This is a genomic window from Marinobacter sp. L-13 (genome assembly GCF_056857715.1).
Genome location: NZ_JBSXNQ010000060.1, coordinates 39,498 through 57,723, shown reverse-complemented (window position 1 = coordinate 57,723; position 18,226 = coordinate 39,498). Strand labels below are relative to the sequence as shown.

At 55.5% G+C, this 18,226-nt stretch carries 20 protein-coding genes; 11 read left to right on the top strand and 9 right to left on the bottom strand.

Going from position 1 to position 18,226, the window contains the following annotated elements:
* Window positions 1-190: 190 nt before the first annotated feature.
* The 3 genes from AC13DD_RS14670 to AC13DD_RS14660 are packed head-to-tail and all read right to left on the bottom strand — an operon-like array spanning window position 191 to window position 5,916.
* Window positions 191-1,633: an efflux transporter outer membrane subunit gene (locus AC13DD_RS14670; RefSeq protein WP_482931351.1), complete on the bottom strand. Its 1,443-nt coding sequence runs from the start codon at window positions 1,631-1,633 to the stop codon at window positions 191-193.
* Window positions 1,630-4,755, bottom strand: coding sequence for an efflux RND transporter permease subunit (locus AC13DD_RS14665; RefSeq protein ID WP_482931350.1), 3,126 nt, complete (start codon window positions 4,753-4,755; stop codon window positions 1,630-1,632). Before AC13DD_RS14665 ends, AC13DD_RS14670 begins: the two co-directional genes overlap by 4 nt.
* 12 nt (window positions 4,756-4,767) lie before the next feature.
* Window positions 4,768-5,916, bottom strand: coding sequence for an efflux RND transporter periplasmic adaptor subunit (locus tag AC13DD_RS14660; RefSeq protein WP_482931349.1), 1,149 nt, complete (start codon window positions 5,914-5,916; stop codon window positions 4,768-4,770).
* Between the two features lie 173 nt (window positions 5,917-6,089).
* Here AC13DD_RS14660 and AC13DD_RS14655 point away from each other — a divergent pair, with 173 nt between their 5' ends.
* On the top strand, window positions 6,090-6,869 hold the full coding sequence (locus AC13DD_RS14655) for an IclR family transcriptional regulator (RefSeq protein WP_072678501.1): 780 nt from the start codon (window positions 6,090-6,092) through the stop codon (window positions 6,867-6,869).
* 204 nt (window positions 6,870-7,073) lie between these two features.
* Here the strand turns inward: AC13DD_RS14655 and AC13DD_RS14650 are convergent, their stop codons facing one another.
* A complete protein-coding gene (locus AC13DD_RS14650; RefSeq protein WP_482931348.1) occupies window positions 7,074-7,565 on the bottom strand; it encodes a winged helix-turn-helix transcriptional regulator in 492 nt (163 codons plus the stop codon).
* A gap of 72 nt (window positions 7,566-7,637) precedes the next feature.
* On the opposite strand from AC13DD_RS14650, the gene AC13DD_RS14645 reads away from it, so the two are divergent.
* From AC13DD_RS14645 to AC13DD_RS14630, 4 genes are all read left to right on the top strand, one after another.
* Entirely contained in the window at window positions 7,638-8,378 is a 741-nt protein-coding gene (locus tag AC13DD_RS14645; protein ID WP_482931347.1) for an SDR family oxidoreductase, read from the top strand.
* Between the two features lie 13 nt (window positions 8,379-8,391).
* The gene (locus tag AC13DD_RS14640; protein ID WP_482931346.1) at window positions 8,392-8,976 is read left to right on the top strand and encodes a 2-hydroxychromene-2-carboxylate isomerase; all 585 of its coding nucleotides are present in this window, start codon (window positions 8,392-8,394) and stop codon (window positions 8,974-8,976) included.
* A gap of 351 nt (window positions 8,977-9,327) precedes the next feature.
* The gene (locus AC13DD_RS14635; RefSeq protein ID WP_482931345.1) at window positions 9,328-9,720 is read left to right on the top strand and encodes a PaaI family thioesterase; all 393 of its coding nucleotides are present in this window, start codon (window positions 9,328-9,330) and stop codon (window positions 9,718-9,720) included.
* A gap of 139 nt (window positions 9,721-9,859) precedes the next feature.
* On the top strand, window positions 9,860-10,006 hold the full coding sequence (locus AC13DD_RS14630) for an SDR family NAD(P)-dependent oxidoreductase (RefSeq protein WP_482931365.1): 147 nt from the start codon (window positions 9,860-9,862) through the stop codon (window positions 10,004-10,006).
* A 38-nt stretch (window positions 10,007-10,044) separates the two neighbouring features.
* Here AC13DD_RS14630 and AC13DD_RS14625 read toward each other — a convergent pair whose 3' ends face one another.
* Window positions 10,045-10,188: a DUF4442 domain-containing protein gene (locus tag AC13DD_RS14625; protein ID WP_482931364.1), complete on the bottom strand. Its 144-nt coding sequence runs from the start codon at window positions 10,186-10,188 to the stop codon at window positions 10,045-10,047.
* Between the two features lie 435 nt (window positions 10,189-10,623).
* Here AC13DD_RS14625 and AC13DD_RS14620 point away from each other — a divergent pair, with 435 nt between their 5' ends.
* From AC13DD_RS14620 to AC13DD_RS14610, 3 genes are all read left to right on the top strand, one after another.
* Window positions 10,624-11,256 carry a hypothetical protein gene (locus tag AC13DD_RS14620; protein ID WP_138436188.1) on the top strand — a complete coding sequence of 211 codons (633 nt, stop codon included), beginning with the start codon at window positions 10,624-10,626 and terminating at the stop codon, window positions 11,254-11,256.
* A gap of 280 nt (window positions 11,257-11,536) precedes the next feature.
* Complete coding sequence (locus tag AC13DD_RS14615; protein ID WP_482931344.1) at window positions 11,537-11,983, top strand: retropepsin-like aspartic protease family protein; 447 nt, start codon at window positions 11,537-11,539, stop codon at window positions 11,981-11,983.
* A gap of 209 nt (window positions 11,984-12,192) precedes the next feature.
* Window positions 12,193-12,885 (top strand): hypothetical protein, encoded by a 693-nt coding sequence (locus AC13DD_RS14610; protein ID WP_202348384.1) that lies wholly within the window; start codon window positions 12,193-12,195, stop codon window positions 12,883-12,885.
* 54 nt (window positions 12,886-12,939) lie between these two features.
* Here the strand turns inward: AC13DD_RS14610 and AC13DD_RS14605 are convergent, their stop codons facing one another.
* From AC13DD_RS14605 to AC13DD_RS14595, 3 genes are read right to left on the bottom strand one after another with little or no spacing between them, the layout of a single operon-like run.
* Complete coding sequence (locus tag AC13DD_RS14605) at window positions 12,940-13,449, bottom strand: PD-(D/E)XK nuclease family protein (RefSeq protein ID WP_202348385.1); 510 nt, start codon at window positions 13,447-13,449, stop codon at window positions 12,940-12,942.
* Complete coding sequence (locus tag AC13DD_RS14600; protein ID WP_482931343.1) at window positions 13,446-13,874, bottom strand: CFI-box-CTERM domain-containing protein; 429 nt, start codon at window positions 13,872-13,874, stop codon at window positions 13,446-13,448. Before AC13DD_RS14600 ends, AC13DD_RS14605 begins: the two co-directional genes overlap by 4 nt.
* A gap of 2 nt (window positions 13,875-13,876) precedes the next feature.
* Window positions 13,877-15,292, bottom strand: coding sequence for a fused MFS/spermidine synthase (locus AC13DD_RS14595; protein ID WP_202348386.1), 1,416 nt, complete (start codon window positions 15,290-15,292; stop codon window positions 13,877-13,879).
* A 363-nt stretch (window positions 15,293-15,655) separates the two neighbouring features.
* On the opposite strand from AC13DD_RS14595, the gene AC13DD_RS14590 reads away from it, so the two are divergent.
* The gene (locus AC13DD_RS14590) at window positions 15,656-16,147 is read left to right on the top strand and encodes a hypothetical protein (protein ID WP_202348387.1); all 492 of its coding nucleotides are present in this window, start codon (window positions 15,656-15,658) and stop codon (window positions 16,145-16,147) included.
* Here the strand turns inward: AC13DD_RS14590 and AC13DD_RS14585 are convergent.
* Window positions 16,129-16,290, bottom strand: coding sequence for a hypothetical protein (locus AC13DD_RS14585; RefSeq protein WP_157680786.1), 162 nt, complete (start codon window positions 16,288-16,290; stop codon window positions 16,129-16,131). The genes AC13DD_RS14590 and AC13DD_RS14585 overlap by 19 nt on opposite strands.
* A gap of 234 nt (window positions 16,291-16,524) precedes the next feature.
* Between AC13DD_RS14585 and AC13DD_RS14580 the strand changes: the two genes are divergently transcribed.
* Window positions 16,525-17,193 carry an SOS response-associated peptidase gene (locus tag AC13DD_RS14580; RefSeq protein WP_482931342.1) on the top strand — a complete coding sequence of 223 codons (669 nt, stop codon included), beginning with the start codon at window positions 16,525-16,527 and terminating at the stop codon, window positions 17,191-17,193.
* A gap of 400 nt (window positions 17,194-17,593) precedes the next feature.
* Entirely contained in the window at window positions 17,594-18,157 is a 564-nt protein-coding gene (locus tag AC13DD_RS14575) for a recombinase family protein (protein ID WP_418142103.1), read from the top strand.
* Window positions 18,158-18,226: the final 69 nt, after the last annotated feature.

Genomic DNA, 18,226 nt, shown 5'->3' with positions numbered 1-18,226 from the left:
TACGTGGTTATAGCTGCTTTTAAAGGGCTTGGAGTAGAACTTAACTTCCTTCGCTTGCTCTGGCTATTGCTATTGCAGTCACACTTTGGCCGATCAGAGCCGCACTAAAAACGCATACTTGATAGACGACTCTATCTATCTTATTGAATTCTCCACCTCGGTCAGGGGTTCACTAAATTCGTAAATCACTTCATTGCGCTCTGCTCCGGTCTACCCGAGCGATCTCGGAGCCCACACCTCCACCTAGCGATCGGAACAACTCAATCTCGGCGGATAGCTGATTGAAGCGGTCAGACAGAAGCTGTTGTCGGGCAGAAAAATGCTCACGCTGGGCATCAAGAACGGCAAGGTAACTGGTTATACCGGCATCGTAGCGGTTCTGGGCCAGTTGATAGTACTCATCCAAAGTGTCAACCAACGCCTGTTGCGCGTTCAATTGGTCCCGAAGGGTGTCGCGGGCGGCTAAGCTGTCGGCCACCTCACGAAACGCCTGCTGAATAGCGCGATTGTATTCGGCGAGGCGAATCTTTTTGGTAGTCTCGGAAACCTCCAGGTTGGCCTTGTTTCGTCCGCCCGTAAAAATTGGCAGATTGATTCGCGGCTCAAACAACCAGCTACCACTGCCGCCGCCAAACAGCTCATTGAGCTCGCTACTGGCGGTGCCGGCACTCGCCGTCAGGGTAATGCTGGGAAAAAACGCGGCCCGAGCTGCTCCGATGTCTGCATAGGCGGCTTTTAACCTATGCTCCGCTTCCAGAATATCTGGTCGGCGTTTCAGTAAGTCGGACGACAATCCCGCACCCAATGGCGCAATGTTCAACGGCGGCGATTCCGGCAATGAACTGGTCATACCTTCCGGCAAGTTGTGGCCTGAGAAAAAGGCCAGCGCGTTAACCGCCTGCCGGGCAAGTCTGTCGAACTGCGCAACCTGGGTTCGTGCCTGGTGCACGAGCGTCTCCGCCTGAGTAAGTTCCAGTGCCGATGCCACATCGCTGTCATATCGACGTTGAATCAAGGCTAGGTTCTGTTCAAAGCTTCGCTGCGTCGCCCGGGCAAGTGCCAACTGTTTGCGGTTGGTGCGCCAGGAGAAATAGGTATTGGCAACCTCACTAATCAGCGATGTCTGAAAGCTGCGTTTCGCCTGTGCAGTGGCCAGGTAATTCTCAAGCGCCGCCGCCGAGAGATTACGGGTCTTTGCAAAAAAGTCGATCTCATAACTGGTCAGACCTACGCTGGCGTCATACCGCTCTGAAATTTCATCGGAACCTGAAACTGAGAGATTGCCGGGAACCCGCTGCCGGGCAGCTCCAACCCCGATCGACAAACCTGGATAGAGCGCGGAACGCTCGATCTGATACCTGGCTCTCAGAACCTCCACATTCAGCGCGGCAACTCGCATATCCTGATTGTTCTCCAAGGAGGCCGAAATCAACGCCTGCAATGCAGGCTCAGGGAAAAACGCCTGCCAACTGAGGTCCAGGTTATGCAGCTCCTCGTTCAGGTCTGGCTCGCTAACGTCCCAATGCGCCGGAACTGGTGGTTCCGGCTGCTGGTATTGAGGCGTCAGCGAACACCCTGCAAGCAAGACCGAACTCACGAACGCCAGTACTAGTCGGTTGGTGACGATCATCATACTGCCTCCTTGATCGATTCGGTCTTTTTCCATCGTGCGGCAAGGCCGGCAACCACAACGTAGAATAGGGGGACGAAAAAGATGGCGAGGAGCGTCGCAGCCAGGGTGCCACCGACCACCGCGGTGCCGATGGCATGCTGGCTGGCGCTGGAGGCACCACTGGCGATGGCCATGGGCAGTACCCCGAAGATGAACGCCAGCGAGGTCATGATGATAGGACGCAGGCGCAGGCGGGCGGCCTCGGCGGTGGCCTGCAGCAGCGGCTTGCCTTCCTGCTCATAAAGCTGTCGGGCAAATTCCACGATCAGAATGGCGTTCTTGGCGGCCAGTCCCATGGTGGTCAGCATACCCACCTGGAAGAACACATCGTTGGACAGCCCTCTGGCCATGGTGGCCAGGACCGCGCCAAGCACGCCCAGTGGCACCAGCATGATCACCGCAAACGGAATCGACCAGCTTTCATACAGGGCTGCCAGGCACAGGAACACCACCAGGATCGACAGCAGATACAGCATCATCGCCTGGTTGCCGGCCTGTTTTTCCTCGAACGACAGGCCGGTGTATTCCAGGCCCAGGCCCTGGGGCAGGTCGGCGGCAATGCGTTCCAGTGCGGCCATGGCATCACCGGTACTGTAACCGTTAGCCGGAGCACCCTGGATTTGCGTAGCGGGTACGCCCTGATACCGCTGCAGGCGCGGCGAACCGAACACCCACTCGCCAGTGGCAAAGGCGGCAAAGGGCACCATCTCACCCTGGGCGTTGCGCACAAACCATTTGTCGAAGTCTTCCGGTGCCAGTCGTGAATCCGGTTTGCCCTGCACATAGACTTTCTTCACCCGGCCGTTGTGCAGGAAGTCGTTCACATAGCTTGAACCCCAGGCGGCAGACATGGTGGCATTGATGTCGGCAATGGACACCTGCAACAGCCGGGCTTTTTCGTCATCGATGATCACCTGGTATTGGGGCTCGTCCGGCAGGCCGTTGTGGCGCACCATGTTCAGCTCCGGCGCGGCATTGGCTCTGCTGATAAACTCATTGGTGGCGGCCATCAGGGCGTGGTGGCCGATAGCCCCGTTGTCTTTCAGGTAGAGGTCAAAGCCGGTGGCGTTGCCGAGCTCCAGAATGGCCGGTGGCACAATCGGGAACACGATGGCGTCTTTGATCTGGGCGAACCTTGCCCCGGAGCGACCCGCGAGGGCGAACACGCTCTGGGCAAAGCTTTCCCGGTCAGCAAAGGGCTTCAGGTCCACGAACAGAATACCGGAGTTCTGGCCACGGCCGGCGAAGTTGAAGCCCCGCACAGACATCACGCTCTTGACCACCTCGGACTCTTCTTCCAGCAAATAATTTCCAGCTTCTGCCAGTACGGCTTCGGTGCGCTCGCCCGTGGCATTGGTGGGCAGCTGCACCATCACAATCATCACGCCCTGATCTTCGTCCGGCAGGAACGCGGTGGGCAGGCCCTTGAACAGGAAGCCCACAGCCACGACCAGCAACAGGTACACGCCCATGAAGCGGCCCTTACGTTTGATCAGGTAACTGACGCCTGATTTGTAGCGGTCTGCGCTGCGGTCAAAGGTGCGGTTAAACCAGCCGAAAAAGCCTTTCCTGACGTGCTGGTCGCCGGGTTTCAGCAAGGTGGCGCACAGGGCCGGGGTGAAAATAAATGCCACCAGCACAGAGAACGACATTGCCGAGATGATGGTGACCGAGAACTGCCGGTAGATCACCCCGGTGGCGCCGCCAAAAAAGGCCATGGGCAGGAACACCGCCGAAATCACCAGGCCGATGCCCAGCAGTGCGCCGGAGATCTGGTCCATGGATTTCTTGGCGGCTTCCTTGGGCGACAGCCCCTCTTCTTCCATCAGTCGCTCGACGTTTTCCACCACTACGATGGCGTCGTCCACCAGCAAACCGATGGCCAGGACCATGGCAAACATGGTCATCACGTTGACGGTGAAGCCAAAGGCGTACAGTACGCCAAAGGTAGCCAGCAGAACCACCGGCACCGCCAGTGTGGGAATGATGGTGGCGCGCCAGCTTTGCAGGAACAGGAACATCACCAGGAACACCAGCACCACGGCTTCGATCAGCGTCATGGCGACGGTCTCGATAGACGCCGACACGACCGGTGTGGTGTCGTAGGGGAAGACGATCTCTACGCCTTCAGGCAGAAAGCGTTCCAGTTCTGCCAGGGTTTCTTTTACCCGGCCAGCGGTTTCCAGCTGGTTGGCGCCGGTGGCCAGGCGCAGGGCCATACCGGCTGCCGGCGCGCCGTTGTATTTACCGGTGATGGCGTAGTTCTCGTTGCCCAGATTCACCTCGGCGACCTCGGCCAGGCGCACCTGGGAGCCGTCCGGGTTCACTTTCAGCAGGATGTTTTCGAATTCTTCGGCGGTCTTCATGCGCTGCTTGCCGATAACGGTGGCCTGCAGCTGCACGCCTTCTGCGGTGGGCAGGCCACCGAGCTGGCCGGCAGAGACCTGCACGTTCTGGGCGCGCACCGAATTGATCACGTCCTGCGGGGTCAGCTGGTAGCTGTTGAGTTTTTCCGGGTCGAGCCACAGGCGCATGGCGTACTGGGAGCCGAACAGCAGAAAGTCACCGACGCCCTGGGTTCGCGCAACCGGGTCCTGGATATTGGACACGATGTAATCGGCCAGGTCGCCCTGGGTGTACTTGCCATCAGGGCTGGTCAGCGCAAATACGGTGAAGAAATTCACCTTGTACTTAGACACCCGGATGCCTTGACGCTGCACTTCTTCGGGCAGCAGCGGGTTGGCCAGCTGCAGTTTGTTTTGCACCTGCACCTGGGCGATGTCTGGGTCGGTGCCCTGTTCGAAGGTGGCAATGATGGTCATGCTGCCATCCGAGTTGCTCTCGGAGGAGATGTAGCGCAAGCCGTCCAGGCCGTTGAGCTGTTGCTCGATCACCTGGACCACCGTGTCCTGCACGGTCTGGGCGGAAGCGCCGGGGTAATTCACCGACAAGGCAATCGCCGGCGGGGCGACATCCGGAAACTGGTTAACGGCGAGGTTCTTTACTGCCAGTCCGCCGCCGAGCATCAGCATCAGGGCGACGACCCAGGCAAATATGGGGCGTTCGATAAAAAATCGGGGCATGTCCGGAGCTCCTTATTCGGCCTGGGTTGCGAATTCGGTTTTCAGGTCGACATTGGCTGCCGGTGCCGGCTGCACGGGAATGCCCGGCGCCAGGCGCTGAACGCCCTCGGTCACCACCTGTTCACCGGCCTGCAGCCCCTTTTGCACCAGCCAGGCGTTGCCCACGGTGCGCTCGGTTTCAATCTGGCGGACGCTTACCGTGTTGTCCTCGGCCAGCACCCAGACGGTCGGTACGCCGCGGGTATCGCGTGACACCGCTTGCTGGGGCACCAGGATGGCGTTCGGGCGGGTGCCTTCTTCCACCAGCGCGCGCACAAACATACCCGGCAGCAGCTTGCCATCCGGATTCGGGAATTCAGCCCGCAGGGTGACCGAGCCGGTGCCCTCATCGACCACCACTTCGGAGAACTTCAGCAAACCGGTGTGCGGATAGTCCTGGCCGTTCTCCAGCACCAGCGAGACTTCAACAACGTCGTTTTCATCGGCTTCAATCAGTCCGGCTTCGATAGCGCTCTGCAGGTCCAGGAGGCGGGTGACCGGTTGCACGATATCCACGTAGATCGGGTCCAGTTGGGTGATGGTGGCCATTTCCTGCTGCTGGCCGCTGGTCACCAGGGCGCCTTCGCTGACTCGCGAACGGCTGATCTTGCCGGTGATCGGGGCTTTCACCCGGGTGTAGTTCATGTTGATGCTGGCGGCTTCGTATTCCGCCTCGGCGCTGCGCAGGGCAGCCAGGGCGTCGTCATACTGCTGCTGACTGATGGAACGGGTGCCCACCAGGTTTTCGTAGCGCTTGGCCAGGTTGCGGGCATTGGTCAGGCTGGCATTGGCCCGGGCCAGAGCGGCCCGGTAGGGAGCGTCATCGATCTGGTAAAGCACTGCCCCCTCATCCACTACGCTGCCTTCAACGAACAGTCGCTCTTCAATAATGCCATTTACCTGCGGGCGAACTTCCGCAGTCCGCCAGGCGCGAGTTCTGCCTGGCAACTTTGATTCCAGCTGCAGGGGCTTCTCAGCAACCTCGTACACACCGACTTCTGGGGGCGGACGCTGACCTTGGGCCACCGGATCCGGTTTGCTACACCCGGCCAGGAAGCTGATAGTGACCAGCAGCGGCAAGAACAGCCAGGCGCGGCGGAAATGGAAAGGGGAGTCTGTCATTTTATATCTCCGTAGTTATCAGACGCTGTATCGAATTGCGGTATAGTACCCACACTGTGATCCAGAAATAATATCGGAAAGTACTGCGCATAGGAATTCACTGTTTCGGTTGACATGCTCCGGGCTGGGGGACTTAATGTCGGCAAACCACAGACTCGAGGAAAATCGTCCTGATGAGTAGAGCTTCGGAGCAAGCCTCCACTTCAGAGCACCGATCCGGAATACAGGTCATTGCACGGGCAGCGAAAATAATGAGGGTTTTGGGTAACCACCCCGAGGGGCTTAGCCTGGGTGAACTGGCCAATACGGTGAGACTGCCGCGATCCACCGTACAACGTATCATCGGCGCACTCGAAACGGAGGGGTTTGCCGAACATGGTGTTTCCGGAACCGGTTATCGGCTTGGCCCGGAATTGGGTCGCCTTCTCTACTACACGCGCATCGATGTGCTTTCGGTCGCTCGACCTTTTCTTGAGGAACTCTCATCAAGTCTCCAGGAAACCGTCGTGTTCTGCGTGGGGGAACGAGACAGCGTTCTGGTTATTGATCGTATTGTTGCCGAACGAGAGCTAAGGGTCGTACCACAGATGGGGACTATCCGCGTCCCATTTCATTCAACCGCTCCTGGCAAGGCGTTGCTCGCCAATATGGAGGAAAAAGCGGTGGTCCGCTTACTAGACCTGGCTGAACAGCAAGGCACCCTATCGCCCTCGGCCCGACAACCGCTACTGGAAGAACTCGAGCAGGTCCGCGTGACCGGGATTGCCGAAGATCTGGAGACTTACCGGGAAGATGTCGCCGCCTACGCTACCGAGCTGGATACCTACCTTGGCCACTTCGCGATCACCGTTGTTGTTCCAACGTCTAGGGCTCAGAAGCACAGGCAAAATTACTTGCGAGCGCTCATGGACGCAAAGGCAGCAGTGGAGTCAAAGCTGGGCATTACGGGCTGAGCGCATCGACAATTGCAGGAGAGACTAATAAACCCAAGTCAGAGGCAGCGTTTCTTAGCTGGAACTGTCCTTGTAAGTGTCTTGCTTCTGGTCGCGAAGCGGATATTCAGACGGATAGACCAGCACTTCCTTGGAGAAATTGAGTTTTTATCCAATTGAACTCTAACCCAGTAAATATGGGGCTCCCCCGCAAATCCGTCATGATTAGCAACAGTCTTTTTCAGGTATCAACTCACTCGAAAGATCCTGCCATCCGGAACCTACCTCAACCCGGATATCCCGTGCAGTCACCGGCTCACCGCAGGAAGAACATACCGTGACCGGTTGCATGAACTGACCACAATGCTTGTGCACGTGAACGATCGGCGCCCCACGCTCGTCTGCCATATGCTGGTCACCCCAATGAACCAACGCCATGACAACCGGGTGAAGTGCCAGCCCTTTCTCTGTTAACCGGTATTCCTCCCGAACCGGCTTCTGCTGATAGGGAGTTCTGTACAGAACACCGTGTTCAACCAACTTCTTCAGGCGGTCTGCCAGCACGTGGCGGGTAATACCCAGGCGTTTTTCAAGGCTATCGAAACGTCGCACACCCAGAAAGCAATCTCGCAGAATCACCAGGGTCCACCTGTCTCCAACAACGGACAGGGCTCGAGCCAACGAACATGGCTGTTTGTCTAGATCTTCCCACTTCATAGAACTCACCTCCCCAATACTCCCGGGAAGAATAACTTGACAGGTTCCAAAAAAGAACCCAGGAGAAGCGGCATGAACGAATTACAAAAAAGGCCTCCCGTAGCGGTCGTTATTGGTGCTGGCGATGCAACCGGCGGGGCCATTGCCCAGCGGTTTGCCCGGGAAGGTTATATCACCGTGGTTACACGCCGTCGCCGCGAAGCACTGGACTCGCTATTGGAGTCTATCGAAGCCGACGGCGGGCAGGCTCACGGGTTTGGATGCGACGCCCGTGACGAAGATGCCATGGTTGAGCTGTTCAAGCATATAGAGGAACAGTTTGGCAACATTGAAGTCATGGTCTTCAACATCGGCGCCAATGTCCGTTATTCGATCACGGAGACTACTGAACGTGTATACAGGAAGGTCTGGGAAATGGCCGCTCTAGCCGGTTTTCTGGCCGGCCGAGAGGCCGCCAAAGCCATGCTGCCACGAAACAAAGGCACCATCATATTTACGGGCGCAACCGCTTCACTGCGCGGAGGCAGCGGTTTCAGCGCTTTTTCAGGGGCCAAATTCGCCCTGCGCGCACTGGCACAGAGTATGGCCAGAGAACTTGGCCCTGAAGGCATTCACGTTGCCCACCCGATTATCGACGGTGCAATTGATACCGACTTCATCCGGGACAATTTCCCCGACATGTACGCCCGAAAGGAGCAGGACAGCATACTCAATCCCGAGCACATCGCAGAACAGTACTGGCAAATCTACTGCCAGCCCCGGGACGCCTGGACCCACGAACTGGACCTGCGCCCCTGGATGGAAACTTTCTGAGAAGGACAAAATCATGAGCAAAACCATCGACGTATACTTCGACGTTGGCAGCCCTGCCAGCTACCTTGCCTGGACACAGTTGCCTGCTCTGGCAGACCGGCACAACGCCACGATCAACTGGAAGCCCATGCTTTTGGGCGGTGTATTCAAGGCGACTGGCAATCAGTCCCCGATGACTATTCCCGCCAAAGGGCGATACACAGCGGTGGATTTTGATCGCTTCGCCAAAGCATACGACGTACGGTTTGAGTTCAATCCACACTTCCCGATCAATACCCTCCAGCTGATGCGTGGAGCTACCGGTTACCTCCACAGCCCACGATTTCAGGACTACCTCTCCACCATCTTTGCGGCTCTCTGGATGAACAAGAAGAATCTTAACGACCCGGAGGTTGTGTCTGAGGTGCTCAGTGATGCGGAGTTTGATCCATCAGAAGTGCTGACCCTCTGTAATAACTCGGAGGTGAAGGAACGCCTTAAACAGACAACAGAGGAAGCGGTTTCTCGGGGCGTTTTTGGCGCACCTACCTGCTTTGTTGAGAACGAAATGTTCTTTGGTCAGGATCGGTTGGACTGGGTGGAAAAAGCCCTCCAGTAGCAGCCAGACGCTGAAAAGGAAGGGGTAATGCGCGCCAGTTTTGAGTTTGTGAACTAAAATGCCGCGCGCAATCTTCTGCCCCGGGCCACGGGCGCAAACAGATCCGTGTACTTTCATGAAGGCATTCGTTATCGATCCCCACAAGAGAGCGACGACTCGATTCGCCCGGTGTTCGATCGAACGTTTCTTTTCGCTTGGAACAAAGAGGCTTTCAACTTTGTCGAATTCGGTCACGCCAAAGGAAAGTTGTCATCAGCATGATTTGAAGTCGCCTTTGTTGGAAACGCGCAGCATTCTGTTGCTCAAGCGCGTTAACAAATAGGCCTTTCATTGATTCAGGAGAGCGGTTCTATGAACGTAAATAATATCCATCCCAATCTTAGAGGGCTCGAACAACTCCAGGCAATGCTGTCTAACGGCAACGGCGCCCCGATTGGCGAAACACTCAAGTTCCGTCTTGTCGAAATTGATGACGGCCACGCTGTTTTCGAAGCCGAACCGGGCCCTCGTGCCTATAACCCCATCGGCAGCATACACGGCGGATTTGCCGCAACGTTGCTCGACAGCGCTTGTGGCTGTGCCGTCCACTCAAAATTCAGAGCTGACCAGATTTACACGACCCTGGAACTCAAAACCGCCTACCACCGTGGCATGACGGCCGAAACCGGCACGGTGCGAGCCATCGGTTCCGTACTCACGATAGGCCGGCGCACAGCCTTTGCGGAGGCGCGTGCGTCTTGTTGATGGGAATGACCGACTTCTGGCGTCCGCAACGTCGACCCTGCTCGTCATGGATCGCTAATCCTGAAATCTGGTTGTTGCCTGGAGTCGAACCGACACATGGAGAACCGACGGTATGAGAGATATAAAGTAATGGGCTCTCATCACAGGCACCTCAAGTGGTCTCGGCAAGGTGTTTGCCCAGGAATACGCGAAGAAAGGTGATAGCCTTGTTTTAACGGCTCGGCGAATTGACGCCCTGAAAAAGCTGGCTGATGAGCTCAGCACATCGCATCGAATGTCACGTTGAGCCAGCGGATCTCACCACCGGTGGTGCGGCGGCCAAGCTTAAGAAAAACGCTTGACGCCATCCCAATCAATACCGTCTCCGGCTGCAATCGCACGCAGATCTGTTTTGGTCCTCGCCAGATAATTCACCGTCATCGCCTGCGGAATCCACTTGCCATTACCGGGGATGGACGCATCCATCATCACTCCAGCCATCGCTACGAATGTTCGCTTTTGTTTAAGAGCGGCGGTCACGACTAAGGGTTATGTCACCATAACTTGGTCGAGCCGGCCAAAATATGCTGTCAATAACACCACTCACGGCCGGGGGTAGGCCCAAACCCAAGCGATCTTCAAAGGATTGACGGATCCGACTGCGCTTATCTCAGTATAGGACCAAGCGGCCCGGCGGCAACACTCTGTATAGAGGCGGGCCTGCCCCTGGGGTTGCGGGTTTCAAAACCCATGAGACATTACTCATATCGAGAGTGTGCGGATCCTGTGGTGGGTGTTGAGTGAGGTTGGCCCTCGAAAGAGGGCCCTTTTTCAACCGTTAAAGGGACATCAACGAAAGACCTATTCTCGATTTACTCCCCGCAGTCCCGGCATACCATGGATTTTTTTCTGAGGAGCCTTGCCATGCCCCACCTTAAGTTTGCGTTAATAGGACTCACAACGTCTCTTCTCCTCGGTTGTGGTGGGGGAGGGGGCGATGGGGCTGCTATCGAGAAATCCTCATCATCAGGCAACACTGACGCAAACAAGGAACTTGTTTTCGAGTTTTCCGGTTCACCACTGGAGCCGAGTGTTTTCAATCTGGCCGCGTTCTCAGAAGACCAGGAAAATCAGTTCTCACCGGGAGATATCATCAGTCTGACCTGGAATACGGATGTCTACTATGACGACCTCTCTGTTCCCGGGTTCGATGAGACCTTTCCCTATACAGCGTCTGTTTATCTGAGTGAGGACGGCGCGTTCCAGGTGGAAGACGACGTAGAGCTGTTTTCGGTTCAGTGTGTTTTTCCCTCCTCAGAACAGGCAGCCTGTGGTCAGTTTGCATCTTTCCGGTGTGACTATGCCCCTGACAATAGAAATGAGCTTGTCTGCTCAAGCTTACCGGCTGGGCGGGAACGGGGGCTTGAAAGTCATGTGGTGGATATCACAGAGTTTCTGAATGTCATTCCTAAAACAGTGGAGCTCTTGATTGTGGCTTGTTTAGATAATGAGCCCGAAAAGTGCGACTCCCACCAGCTCAGCCTGCAGTTGAACTGAGCGCCGTTGCAGATTCTGCGTGATCCTTTCGTACGCGAGGAGGAGGGGCGACAGAACAACCGTGATTTATGTGCGGCTCTGGTGGCCCGTACTTTACGGATACTGATTCGAATTCATCGTCGTGTTGGCCGGCTGTTCCGGAATTCAGGATGGGTTAGAATAGAAAACAGCCTGTCGCGGATTCACAGCAAGGAATGGGATGAGTAAACCCGGTGCCATCAGACCCGAAATCAGATACATTCTTTACTTTGCTGTTTTTTGGGCTGTATTGATCGGTGTTGTGACATATTTATTCGACCGAGTGGATGCCCGCAATAACAACCCCAATCAGCAACTGGTCAGCCATGTCCGTGGCGGTGCCACCGAAATTGAGCTGAAAGCCAACCGCCAAGGGCATTACCTGGTGGACGGCTCCATCAATAACCACAGCGTCACCTTTATTCTGGACACTGGCGCCACTACCGTGTCGATTTCAGAATCGGTAGCCCAGAAAGCGGGCCTTACTCGGGGCCGCCCCGGCGTTGCACAGACGGCGGCTGGTAAGGTGAAAGTGTGGAGTACTATCATACCGGAGCTCCGTCTGGGCGATATGAGGTTCACTAACGTGCCCGGCACCATCAGTCCCGCCATGGATCCCGACATGGTGTTGTTGGGAATGAGCGTCCTCAGCCAGCTGAACTTCACTCAGCAATCAGGCGTTCTTACCTTGAGCCGGGAAACTCAGTGAGTCAGAAATGGTTCTCCTGGTTGTTTGAGCCCGCCGCACGACGTTGCATCCTTTTTTAGTCGAGGGCGACCCGGCGGAGAAAGGGCCTCGCTGATGGGAAACTGAATGCTGGGGTGAGTCGTATTCCTGGTACTTGGCGGACTGCTTTCAGAAGTAAGACGCATTTGTGCAATTTTCCACTAACCAAAACGGAGGTCTGATACCGACCTATGGCCATCCATTTCTATGAGAAAGGCCAGCTATCCTCTGGTTTTCACGGCTGGCAGGTGACAGCGACACTAAGAGGTAAGCGCTACCAAAAGTACTTCAGCCTGATTCCTCCAGCGTCTGCGATTCCAAATGAATTCTGGCATCGCTATCAGGAAACACGAGCGCGTTATTACGATGCCCGTTGGTCTGCCCGCTCGGCGGCTTTGAAATACATCGATGCCTTAAAAACGAATCACCCAAACACGCGCCCATGCCGTGGTGTGGGGTTCCGGGGTATCACGATGGGGATCACTACCGGGGAACGGATTGATCAGGAGCGGTGTTATTTCTCCGTGAATGAGCCCGGAAATCCAGTCCGCTTCTTCATCACAAAAGACTGCACCTTATCCCAAGCCTGGGAGCAAGCGGTCGACCATTGGGGTGAGGTTTTCGATATTCGGCCTAAAGATATTGAAATGAAGCGCAAACATCCGGTTGGCCCTTCTGCCTTCAAAGCGCTTCGTAAACAACTCAACGAGCATGAAGGCTACAACATCTCGGTTGAAGCACTTCACGATGTGTATGCTGAACAACGCGCCCAGATCGAGCGTCAAAAGGCCAGTGAGCAAACCCAGGGTGAGGTCACCGAGGATGATTTGCTCGGATGGTATGCCAGCCTGAAGCAGGAGATTTCAGAGTACCAAAATCGCTGAGTTCGGTCGGAGCCGCGGTTGGCCGGTATTGAAGAGCATTGCTCGGTGTATGTCTTAATTACCTGCAGATTCCCGACAATGGTCCCGGTAGGCACAGGAACGGCATTTCTGGGGCGCCGGCAGACAGGGTACCGCCTCGCCATTTTTTGCTTTTCTGGCCAGAATCGTTGCGGATTCAATCTCCCGGTACAGGGCTCGGTCAGAGCGGGGCAGGGTAATGTATTTCTCGGCCTGTCCTGTTTTGACTAGGATTCTGGAGACTTTGTACTGATCGCCCCTTGCGGACAATGCGGCGCATTTTGCCTGCACGATGTCACTCTCAAAGATCGGGCCATTCCGGCTTTTGTATTCGACCGCCAGAACACCGCCGTTCACGCGATAGAGCAGATCCGGTTTGCCGAACACCTTGTACCTGGCGTTAAAAAACGGCTTGGTACGCCGTCCGTCGTCGACCCAGATTAAACGGCCATCAATGCCAAGCGCATCTGAACGTTTGAGACGGTGCCAGAGAATGACGACTGCGATAGCGAATAAAAGCAGTGCCGAGGCAAGAAAACCTGTCATGACTGATTCCCTCTTCGGGAGCACCAGCACACCAGTCGATCCACCAGGAAGCGCAAAATGCCTGTAATCCTGGGCGATGACTGGCTCAAGTGAATGGCCAGTGGGGACAGTCGATAATAGAGCCTGACGAGCAGGGCTCCTCCGGGCCACTTTAATATCGCGTCATCTCGAAACTTTCGGAGAACATTGGTTCGTGGATCATCCACGCCATAAAGATATGACGCCACGTAGCAGCGCCTGTCCTGTCGAGCCTGCCGGTTCAATGCCTCATGCTTTAAGTCACCCTTCTGCCGGGCCAGGACAGCCTGCTTGGTTGGCGTGGCATCCTGATATTTGAGCGCCACAGAATGCGGGCAGAAAACGGTGCGTCCGACGTCAGAAGCCGAAATCCACTCTGTTCGTTGCTGAGGCTGATTCTTCCCCATGTTCAGTCCTGCCCGGTCGTGCCATTCAGTGCAGACAAATATCCGTCTACCGTTACTCTGGTTGTATCATCTCGATACAAACCCGCAACTGGGTCTTTGCTGGACGGCTTTCCGCATAGGTACACCAGATTCTCCAGTCCATCCCGGTAGCCAGTGATGTCTGTCACGCACCGGGAAAACGCCCGGCGAACCGTGTTATCCATAGTCAGGGAATATTGATCCGTCAGCCTGGGGTTGGCCGCGATATTCAGAATGGCTTTGCCGTCAGGTAACAGGCGTTCGGATACGAGCGAAAAAAATTCAAAGGTGGCCGTATGCATCGGGATGGTGGCGGCGTTCGTGTAAAGATCCACGACGATGACATCCCATTGCCGCTTACTGGTCAGCAAATAGGCTCGGGCATCTTGAGCAATGAAGTCCCCCTGAATCTTTTCCTCCAGAAAGTCCTCCTCAACCACCGATTTCAGCTTTGGATCAATGTCGAGGTAGGTAAAGCGAGCACCACCGGTTGTTTCTGCCGACAAAGTGAACCCGCCGGCGCCCAATACGAGGATGTTCTTTCCGGTCACATCATCAGAGAAAATGGCCTGTTTCATCATCTCAATATAGGGCCAGCCTTCGCGATTCTCCCTGCCAATGTATGAGGCGGAGCTGCGGTTGATGATTAATCGCTTGCCTTCGGCATCCTGCGCAATATGAATATCGCTGTACGGGGTGGTCGCAGCAAACAGCTGGCCCGGGATACGCACGTTGGCAACAAATGTGATGGCGAGTGAGATTGCGGCGACGCCCAGCAGGGCGGATTTCAAGGGTGATCGCTCGGGACTGATCACCAATACAGCGCAAATAGCCAGAATTGCGCAATTAATGACGATGGAATAGCCCACGCCAAGAAAGTACATCAGCACCAAAGAGGTTAGCAGGCAGCCAACAACATTACCGATCGTGCTCAAAGCCGTGGCGCTGCCGGCCGCTTCACTTTTTCGAGTGTTTTGGTCTGCTGTGTTGAGTAGCAGGGGAACTGTCTGTCCGAGTAAGAAAACCAGTGGTCCCATGATGACCACACAGAAACTCAGCAGATGGATCAGGGGATTGCGGAGTCCCGGGATGCCCGCAGTAATGTCTGCGACCGTCAGAAAATACCAGCTGACAAACGGGTAGGAGAGACCGATGCCGAACAATCCGATGGCAACAATGAGATTCACCAACAGGGCTCTGGTAAATTTTTCAGGTGCCGTTTTCCCGCCCTGATAATAGCCAAGCGCCAGGGCCGCTAAAAAGCAACTGATGATAATAGAGGTGCAAAGCACGGAACTGCCGACAAACGCCACCGTCTGGCGGATAGTGACCATTTGTACGCCAGAACTGGCGAGACCCTCCAGTAGGAGGATAAGAGCCACACGCTGCTTAGAGATCATTGTTCGCCCTGCCTGAGGTTTCTGGCCAGCGAGCTTATCAACGGGGGATCAGGTGGAGTGATGAAAAGGGTCTTGTCCAGGAAACCCAAACTCACCACATCCAGGTTCATATACCCGCTCTGGATGGCTACGGGATTCTCCGCAGCCCCTCGTTAACGTACGCCCAGTCTTGATCAATCAAGTAGGATTGAAAGAATATTGCAGCAGCGGTTAGCCGCGCTGACAGCGCGATGTACCAAAGCGAGGAGCTTGGCCGTAATCGGGTAACTATGAACTCCATTCCGCACTATCTAAAAAAAACTGTTTTCTCGGGCGTATCGCCGTCAGCTTGCCGCTGAAGAACGCCAAAGCGAGCTGAAGGTCTTGATTCAAGAGCATCTTGAGAAACTTCCCAGATGTGAAGGGCAAATACTGGTAGCCACCAGCGAGGACCAGGAAGAGGGTTTTTTCTGCGATGTTACGGTGCCTGCAAGAGTGTTGTTGGCCTGGGCCAGGGAAGACGCCGAGAAAACGGTGATTCAAAACGTCAGTGCCCAAGCGGCGAGGGAGGCTCTGCCGATCTGGCTAGCGAACTCGACCTTCGACACCCGCAAGGTGAGTCGGTTACCGGGCGGCCATTTCGGCCTCGTTGAAAAGCGGATTAATGGCTGGGTGACCGATGGAACCGCTACGGTGTATTGCCCGGAATGCGGTCATGAAGTCCAAGACATTGCGATCGCGAGGGCAAACGAAGTCCAGGCCGGCAGGGCCTATTTCTGGTGGACAGATATCTGGAGCTGCCCCCGAGGTCACCTGTTACGCCAAAAGGATCAGGAAATACGGTTTATATTGAGGCCTCACCGACAGGGAGCTTGATTCTCAGCAGGCTTCCGGGTAACTCCTGAGAGCGTCAGGGCGCGGCCTACCACGTAGCCGGCTGCCACACCGACCAACGCTGTCACCGGTCCGATCAGGCCGCCGACCAAGCCACCAACAAACATCAGTATCACGCTTTTCATACAGACTTCTCCCGCCTTCTAGGCAGCTGCATTAGTCCGAGTATAGGACATTGTGTCCGGCGATGGGTTGATCCACTCGTGTTGTCTCGCCAAAATACTGTACATTAAAACAGTGTATGAGGTAAGCATGTCCTGCACTAAGCCTGGTAACTGCGAATTCGCCTCAAGCCTGGGCCTAGAGCGCCCTTGGATTTTGGCTACACTGCGTCAGATAGGTCGGGCAAGGATTTATTTATGTGCGGACGGTACAACGTAACCGACTCTCCGGAAGTCCAAACGCTGATGGAACAATTGGGGCTACCCGGTGTCGCACCCAGGCCTCAGCACAACGTTCCTCCGGGCGGAATCGGTGAGTTTGTCATAGACGCAGCGGATGACCGGTATCTGCTACCAGGTATCTGGTCGCTATTGATCGAGCCAAACCCGAACGGCTATGGCTTCCGGCCCAACCCGAAATTTCACACCTTCAATGCCCGCAGCGATCGGCTGACCAGCAGTCCGTTATGGAAAAAGGTGTATCCGACCAAGCGTTGCATTATTCCAGTTAGCGCATTTCACGAATGGAAAGGTAAGCAGGTCTACAACATTCACCCGCAGAATGAAGCCACGGCACTTGCGGGGTTATGGCAATCCTGGCACTTCGGGGAGGAGCAGGTGAATTCCTTCACCGTCATCACACTGCCGCCGCACCCGAGGTTCAGCCATATCCACCCGAAAAGCATTCCGCTGATGCTGCGGCCAGAGGAGTTTGATCTGTGGCTGGATCCGGAGTTTCACGAGACGGATGCGTTTCGGGGGCTGATGCGAACGCATATTTCTGCACCGTTGGTGTGCGAGCCCGTACGGAGTACTCATAACTTGGAGCCGGTAGGCGATGTGGAGGTTATCTCCGCTGATAGCTAGCTGGTTTCATCGAACCCACCAGGAAATAGAAAAGACCGGCGCAACCACTAGGATCGGAATCGTCACCCAAACCGGGAACGCTTCCCATTCCTTCCAGTCGACACCACAATCCATAGCACCAACCATAACCAGGGCTTCACGCTGGGTTATGGAGAATCAATGACTGAGCACCGCGCGGCACTGGGGATGCACTACCAGCAATGGCATTACCGGTAGCTCAAGCAGAAGTGCTACTCTCAGGCGAAGCACGAGAAGCGACAAATTGGTTCACGTTGGGTGTTTGTTGGGGAAGCGGTCGTTTGTTGGACGCTTAAGGCTAACCCTCAAAAATACCCGATTTCGGCTTGTTTAATGTCCAACAATTACGTACAACAATCTATGAGCAGAAAAGGTGCCTTTTATGATCATAGGTTATGCGCGTGTCAGCACTAACGACCAAAATCCCGAACTCCAAGTGGATGCCCTGAAGAAAGCCGGGGCCGAACAGGTCTTCCAGGAAAAATTTACCGGAACCTTACGTGAGCGACCCGAGTTGTCGCAGTGCCTCCGTATGCTCCGACCGGGCGATGTCTTGGTCGTGTGGAAGCTGGATCGCCTCGCTCGATCATTGAAGGACCTGGTGGAGATTGTTCAGGACCTCCAGGATCGCGGCATCGGGTTTAAGTCCCTGACGGAATCCATCGACACTACCAGTTCAGGTGGCCGCTTGGTGTTTCATATTTTCGGGGCTCTGGCTGAATTTGAGCATGATCTGATTCGGGAACGGACGATGGCTGGATTGGAGGCTGCCCGGGCCAGGGGGCGTAAGGGCGGTCGGAAGCCCTCGTTGTCAAAGACGGACACACAGAAAGCTGCCGCAATGTTATTGGACCCGAAGATCACCAAGACCGAGGTGGCTCAGCACTTTGGGATTAGTCGGACCACGCTCAACGCTTCACTTCGGCGTAATGGGCACCCTATTTAGCTTGTGTGCTAACTAACTGGTATTTTTACCGCAAAGATTCCAGAAGCCGTAGTCCTAGACTGCGGATGA

Excerpts from the sequence above, each read along its gene's own strand:
- AC13DD_RS14670 (WP_482931351.1), bottom strand. The coding sequence starts at position 1,633 with ATGATGATCGTCACCAACCGACTAGTACTGGCGTTCGTGAGTTCGGTC.
- AC13DD_RS14665 (WP_482931350.1), bottom strand. The coding sequence starts at position 4,755 with ATGCCCCGATTTTTTATCGAACGCCCCATATTTGCCTGGGTCGTCGCC.
- AC13DD_RS14660 (WP_482931349.1), bottom strand. The coding sequence starts at position 5,916 with ATGACAGACTCCCCTTTCCATTTCCGCCGCGCCTGGCTGTTCTTGCCG.
- AC13DD_RS14655 (WP_072678501.1), top strand. The coding sequence starts at position 6,090 with ATGAGTAGAGCTTCGGAGCAAGCCTCCACTTCAGAGCACCGATCCGGA.
- AC13DD_RS14650 (WP_482931348.1), bottom strand. The coding sequence starts at position 7,565 with ATGAAGTGGGAAGATCTAGACAAACAGCCATGTTCGTTGGCTCGAGCC.
- AC13DD_RS14645 (WP_482931347.1), top strand. The coding sequence starts at position 7,638 with ATGAACGAATTACAAAAAAGGCCTCCCGTAGCGGTCGTTATTGGTGCT.
- AC13DD_RS14640 (WP_482931346.1), top strand. The coding sequence starts at position 8,392 with ATGAGCAAAACCATCGACGTATACTTCGACGTTGGCAGCCCTGCCAGC.
- AC13DD_RS14635 (WP_482931345.1), top strand. The coding sequence starts at position 9,328 with ATGAACGTAAATAATATCCATCCCAATCTTAGAGGGCTCGAACAACTC.
- AC13DD_RS14625 (WP_482931364.1), bottom strand. The coding sequence starts at position 10,188 with ATGATGGATGCGTCCATCCCCGGTAATGGCAAGTGGATTCCGCAGGCG.
- AC13DD_RS14620 (WP_138436188.1), top strand. The coding sequence starts at position 10,624 with ATGCCCCACCTTAAGTTTGCGTTAATAGGACTCACAACGTCTCTTCTC.
- AC13DD_RS14610 (WP_202348384.1), top strand. The coding sequence starts at position 12,193 with ATGGCCATCCATTTCTATGAGAAAGGCCAGCTATCCTCTGGTTTTCAC.
- AC13DD_RS14605 (WP_202348385.1), bottom strand. The coding sequence starts at position 13,449 with ATGACAGGTTTTCTTGCCTCGGCACTGCTTTTATTCGCTATCGCAGTC.
- AC13DD_RS14600 (WP_482931343.1), bottom strand. The coding sequence starts at position 13,874 with ATGGGGAAGAATCAGCCTCAGCAACGAACAGAGTGGATTTCGGCTTCT.
- AC13DD_RS14595 (WP_202348386.1), bottom strand. The coding sequence starts at position 15,292 with ATGATCTCTAAGCAGCGTGTGGCTCTTATCCTCCTACTGGAGGGTCTC.
- AC13DD_RS14585 (WP_157680786.1), bottom strand. The coding sequence starts at position 16,290 with ATGAAAAGCGTGATACTGATGTTTGTTGGTGGCTTGGTCGGCGGCCTG.
- AC13DD_RS14580 (WP_482931342.1), top strand. The coding sequence starts at position 16,525 with ATGTGCGGACGGTACAACGTAACCGACTCTCCGGAAGTCCAAACGCTG.
- AC13DD_RS14575 (WP_418142103.1), top strand. The coding sequence starts at position 17,594 with ATGATCATAGGTTATGCGCGTGTCAGCACTAACGACCAAAATCCCGAA.